The organism is Actinomycetota bacterium (assembly GCA_013152275.1).
In the GTDB taxonomy this organism is placed as follows: Bacteria; Actinomycetota; Acidimicrobiia; order Spongiisociales; family UBA4744; genus BMS3Bbin01.
Genome location: JAADGS010000074.1, coordinates 50912 through 51556 on the forward strand (window position 1 = coordinate 50912; position 645 = coordinate 51556).

The following is a 645-nucleotide window of genomic DNA, read 5'->3' on the forward strand; positions in this document are numbered from 1 at the left end:
TCGGGGCGGTATAGACATCGGGCCCCACGCACCAGGAGGCCACCGGGCAGGATGCACAGACGGGCCGGCGGGGGCGACAGAGAGTGGCGCCGAGATCCATCACCGCCTGGTTCCAGTCTGCCGCCGAGCCGTCGGCGAGCTGGGTATCGGCGGCATCGGCAAGCTCTGCGCCGTCGAGAGGCCGTCCGAACCAGCGGCTGAGCACGCGACGCAGGTTTGTGTCGACTGCCGGTACCTGTTCGCCGAACGCGAAGCAGGCAACGGCGGCGGCCGTGTAGGGGCCGACGCCGGGCAGTGACCGCAAGGTCTCGGCGGTGGTGGGCCAGCCATGGGCCACGATGCTGCGCGCCGCCTCGCGCAGCCGAAGGGCGCGGGTGTTGTAGCCGAGACCCGACCAGATGGCCAGGATCTCCGCAGCGTCGGCCCGAGCAGCCGATGCGGGGTCGGGGAAACGGTCCAGAAACCGAACGTACGCCCCGGTCACTCGCGAGGCCTGAGTCTGCTGGAGCATCACCTCGCTGACGAGAATCCGCCACGGGTCATCGGTCTGCCTCCACGGCAGACTGCGTCTCGTGTGGCCGTACCACTCGAGGAGGGCGGCGTTGCGAATCGATGCCTCCACTTGCTCGAATTCAGTCTTAGGGA

Annotated in this window: 1 protein-coding gene; it reads right to left on the bottom strand. The window is 68.8% G+C overall.

The window, feature by feature from the left end; genetic code table 11:
* Nucleotides 1-622: A/G-specific adenine glycosylase (locus GXP34_12365; GenBank protein NOY56765.1), on the bottom strand; the 622-nt coding region annotated here is incomplete at its 3' end.
* Between the last annotated feature and the right edge of the window lie 23 nt (nucleotides 623-645).